Annotated in this window: 5 protein-coding genes; 3 read left to right on the top strand and 2 right to left on the bottom strand. The window is 65.9% G+C overall.

The window, feature by feature from the left end:
* Both VHB27_RS22365 and VHB27_RS22360 read right to left on the bottom strand, forming a co-directional pair.
* Positions 1-368: efflux RND transporter permease subunit (locus VHB27_RS22365; protein ID WP_325604760.1), on the bottom strand; the 368-nt coding region annotated here is incomplete at its 3' end.
* Positions 369-529: 161 nt separating this feature from the next.
* On the bottom strand, positions 530-1,318 hold the full coding sequence (locus tag VHB27_RS22360) for an enoyl-CoA hydratase (protein ID WP_325604757.1): 789 nt from the start codon (positions 1,316-1,318) through the stop codon (positions 530-532).
* Positions 1,319-1,452: 134 nt separating this feature from the next.
* Here VHB27_RS22360 and VHB27_RS22355 point away from each other — a divergent pair, with 134 nt between their 5' ends.
* The 3 genes from VHB27_RS22355 to VHB27_RS22345 are packed head-to-tail and all read left to right on the top strand — an operon-like array spanning position 1,453 to position 3,767.
* Positions 1,453-2,472 carry an LLM class flavin-dependent oxidoreductase gene (locus tag VHB27_RS22355; RefSeq protein WP_325604755.1) on the top strand — a complete coding sequence of 340 codons (1,020 nt, stop codon included), beginning with the start codon at positions 1,453-1,455 and terminating at the stop codon, positions 2,470-2,472.
* A gap of 3 nt (positions 2,473-2,475) precedes the next feature.
* The gene (locus VHB27_RS22350) at positions 2,476-3,267 is read left to right on the top strand and encodes an N-acyl homoserine lactonase family protein (RefSeq protein ID WP_325604753.1); all 792 of its coding nucleotides are present in this window, start codon (positions 2,476-2,478) and stop codon (positions 3,265-3,267) included.
* Positions 3,264-3,767 (top strand): OsmC family protein, encoded by a 504-nt coding sequence (locus VHB27_RS22345; RefSeq protein ID WP_325604751.1) that lies wholly within the window; start codon positions 3,264-3,266, stop codon positions 3,765-3,767. The genes VHB27_RS22350 and VHB27_RS22345 overlap by 4 nt, the downstream gene beginning before the upstream one ends.
* Positions 3,768-3,784 lie beyond the last annotated feature (17 nt).

The following is a 3,784-nucleotide window of genomic DNA, read 5'->3' as shown; positions in this document are numbered from 1 at the left end:
TGCACGACCGGCACGTTCGATGCGTTGAACTGAATGACCGCCGGCGGCTGCATGCCGGGTGGCGCGATGCGCAGGATCGTATTGTTGACCGAGGAAATCTGGGCGATCGCCCCGCCGATATCCGTTCCGGGCTGAAAATAGACCTTCAGCAGGCCGACACCCGGGATCGATTGGGATTCGATACGGGATATCCCGTTGACGGTGGTGGAATAGGCGCGCTCGCTGATGAAGACGACGCGCCGTTCCATGTCCTCGGTCGTCAGGCCGTTATAGTTCCAGACGACCAGGACCACCGGGATGTCGATCACCGGGAAAATATCGACGATCATGCGGGTGAGGGACAGCACTCCCAGCAGGACGATCAGCATCGCCCCAATCGCAGACGTATAAGGCCGGCGCAACGCAAGCCGCACCAGTCCGATCATCCATTCCCCCGGCTTGTCCCGTATTTCTTCACGAACGGGGATTATTCACGCGATGCATCGGGTTGCCAAGAGCATCGGACCCACTTCCGTGCAGCGGAATTGTATCAGGCCCGTTTCCGGGCAGCCTGGGCCTCGAGAAATTCCCGCATCGCCAGCTTGGGTTCGTCGGTCCGCCATGCCTCGGCGAAGGCGTCGACGCCGGCCTGCACCGCGGCGCGCAGCGGCAGGTCCTCCCATTGCCGGGTCAGGCTCTTCTGAAGCCGGATCGCACGCGGGCCGGCGGCCAGCAGCATTGCGATCCACTCCGTCACCGCTTCGTCCAGCAAGGCCGGGGCGACGATCTTTTCGACCAGGCCCCAGGATTCGGCGTCGGCGGCGGAGATGGTTTCGCCCAGCAACAACAACCGCCGGCTGCGTCCCCAGCCGATCAGCATGGGCAGCAAGGCCGCTTCCACGACCGATGGGATGCCCAGCCGCACTTCCGGCATGCCGAACCGCGCCGTGTCGGCGGCCAGGCGCAGGTCGCAGGCGGCGGCGATCTCCAGCCCGGCGCCGAAGGTGAAACCCTGGATACGGGCGATGACGGGCACCGGCAGGCCGCGGATCGCCTCACAGCACTGGTGGATGCGGGTGATGAAGCGGCGGGCGCTCAGCGGCTCCAGCGCCGCCATCTCGGTGATGTCGGCGCCGCCGATGAAGGCGCGCTCGCCCTCGCCGGTCAGGATCACGGCGCGGAGGTCCTCCATGCCGGCCAGGCGGTCGAATGCCTCGACGAAGCGGGCCATCAGCGCGCTGTTCAGCGTGTTCAGCTTGCGGTCGTTGGCGATGGTGACGCGCGCGATGACACCCTTGGCCTGGGTTTCGATGTCGACCCGGATGGGGGATGGCTGCATGGTCGGTCTCCTCCGCTGGACAAGGAGGGCAGGGTGGACACGGTTTCGGCGTCCGCGGCAAGGGCCGGGCGCTTCTGGACAACCCAGGTCCCGGCGAGTACGACGGCCGGACGCCAGGAGGAACGGACCAGGCCATGAAGCTTGGCATATTCGACCACATGGATCGCGGGGCGACCCCGCTGGACCAGCTTTACGCTGACCGGCTGACCCTCGTTGAAGCCTATGACCAGGCCGGGTTCCACGGCTACCACGTGGCGGAGCACCACGCCACGCCGCTGGGCGTCGCGCCGGCGCCGGGCATCTGGCTGGCAACGGTCGCGCAACGGACGAAGCGCCTGCGGTTCGGGCCGCTGGTCTATCTTTTGCCGCTCTATCATCCGATCAAGCTGCTGGAAGAGATCTGCATGCTCGACCAGATCAGCGGCGGGCGGCTGATGCTGGGCGTCGGCCACGGCATTTCCCCGATCGAGCTGCGGTTCTATGGCGTCGACCCCGAACAGGCGCCGGCGATGTACGCCGAAGCGCTGGAGGTCCTGTTGCGCGGCATGACCCAGCCGCTGCTGACATTCGAAGGCAAATACTACCAGTTTCGCGACGTGCCGATGGAACTGGCACCCTTCCAGACGCCCCATCCGCCGCTGTGGTACGGGCTCGGCCGGCCGGAGGCGATCCCCTGGGCCGTCGCCCATCGCGTCAATATCGTTGGCAACCTTCCGGCCAAGGCGATGCGGGGCCTGACGGATGCATACCGAGCGGAATGGGAACGGATGGGGAATGATCCGGCGGAGATGCCGTTGATGGGCGTGGGCCGTCATGTCGTCGTCGCGGAGACGGAGCGGGAGGCACTGGAGATCGCGCGCCTGGGCTATGGCAAGTGGCGTGAAAGTTTCCTCAAGCTGTGGCTGGCGCACGGCATGATGCCGTCGCCGGCCGCGGTGTTCCCCGAGACGTTCGAGGAAGCCGAGGCGCAGGGAAGGGCGGTCGCCGGAACGCCCGACAAGGTCTCGGCCTTCCTGCGGCAGGTCGTTTCGGACGGCGGCTTGAACTACCTGCTGTGTCGTTTCGCCTTCGGGGACATCCCGCTCGATGCCGCCCTTCATTCCATCCGGCTTTTTTCGCGGCATGTCATGCCGGCGCTACAGGAGAATCATTGAACCATGACGGCGGAATATGAACTTTTCGCGTTGAAGTATGCCATGCGCCCGGCGCGGCGGCATGAACATTTCATCGGCGGCGACCCGCATGACGGGCCGATGCCGATGGACTATTTCGTCTGGCTGGCGCGCAACAGGGACCGTTCCGTCGTCATCGACATCGGCTTCACCGCCGAAAGCGGCGGCAAGCGCGGACGCAAGCTGGAACGCGACCCGATCGACAGCCTGGCGCTGCTGGACTGCGATCCCGCGACGGTCGAGGACGTGATCCTGACCCATATGCACTACGACCATGTCGGCAACTTCCATAAGTTCCCGAAGGCGCGCTTCCACCTGCAGGAGCCGGAGATGCACTATGCCGTCGGCCGGCACATGCGCCACAAGCAGCTTGCCCGCAGTTTCGAGCCGGATGACGTCTGCGGCATCGTGCGGCTGAATTTCGACGGCCGCGTCACCTATCACAACGGCCCCGCCGACATCCTGCCGGGCATTTCCCTGGTACCGACGGGCGGCCACTCCGCCGGGCTGCAATTCGTCAAGATCAACACGAAGCGCGGCGTCGTCGTGCTCGCGTCGGACGTGTCGCATTTCTATGAGAACATGGAGACCTATCGCCCCTTCACAACGGCCTTCCATATCGGCGATATGCTCGACGCCTTCGATACGCTGCGCGCCCACGCCGCTCGGCCCGAGCTGATCGTCCCGGGTCATGATCCGCTGGTCATGCAGCGCTATCCTGCTCCGTCCCCCAAGCTGGAGGGTATCGCCGTGCGCCTGGATGTCGACCCGAAATGAACGCCGAAGAACTCCGCGCCGTGCAGGCGCCGCTGAAAGCCGAATACAAGGAGCACCCCGAAGCGGCGCGCGTGCTGGCGCGCGCCGAGGGGAGCCTCGATCCCAAGGACATCGCCATCGTGGTGGACGCCTGGCACGGCAAGGTGACGGCCGGGCTGCACAAGGCGGGCGGCGGGTCGGGCGAACTGGCGTGTTCGGCCGATATGCTGCTGGAAAGCCTGATCGGCTGCGCCGGCGTCACGTTCCGGGCGGTGGCGACCGCGATGGGGGTGACGGTGCGCGGCGGGAAGGTGATCGCCGAGGGCGTCTGGGATGCCCGCGGCACCCTGGGCGTCGACCGTTCGGTGCCCGTCGGCCTCACCGAGATCAAGCTGCGCTTCGAGGTCGACTGTGACGCCGACCGTACGAAGCTGGAGCGGATGATCCAGACGACGGAACGGTACTGCGTGATCCTGCAGACGCTGAAATCTCCGCCGCAGGTGTCGCTGGAGATCGCTTAGGCCGTCGTGGGGGGGGG

Source organism: Rhodopila sp., assembly GCF_035548235.1.
GTDB lineage: Bacteria > Pseudomonadota > Alphaproteobacteria > Acetobacterales > Acetobacteraceae > Rhodopila.
This window is presented reverse-complemented; position numbering and strand designations above follow the sequence as displayed.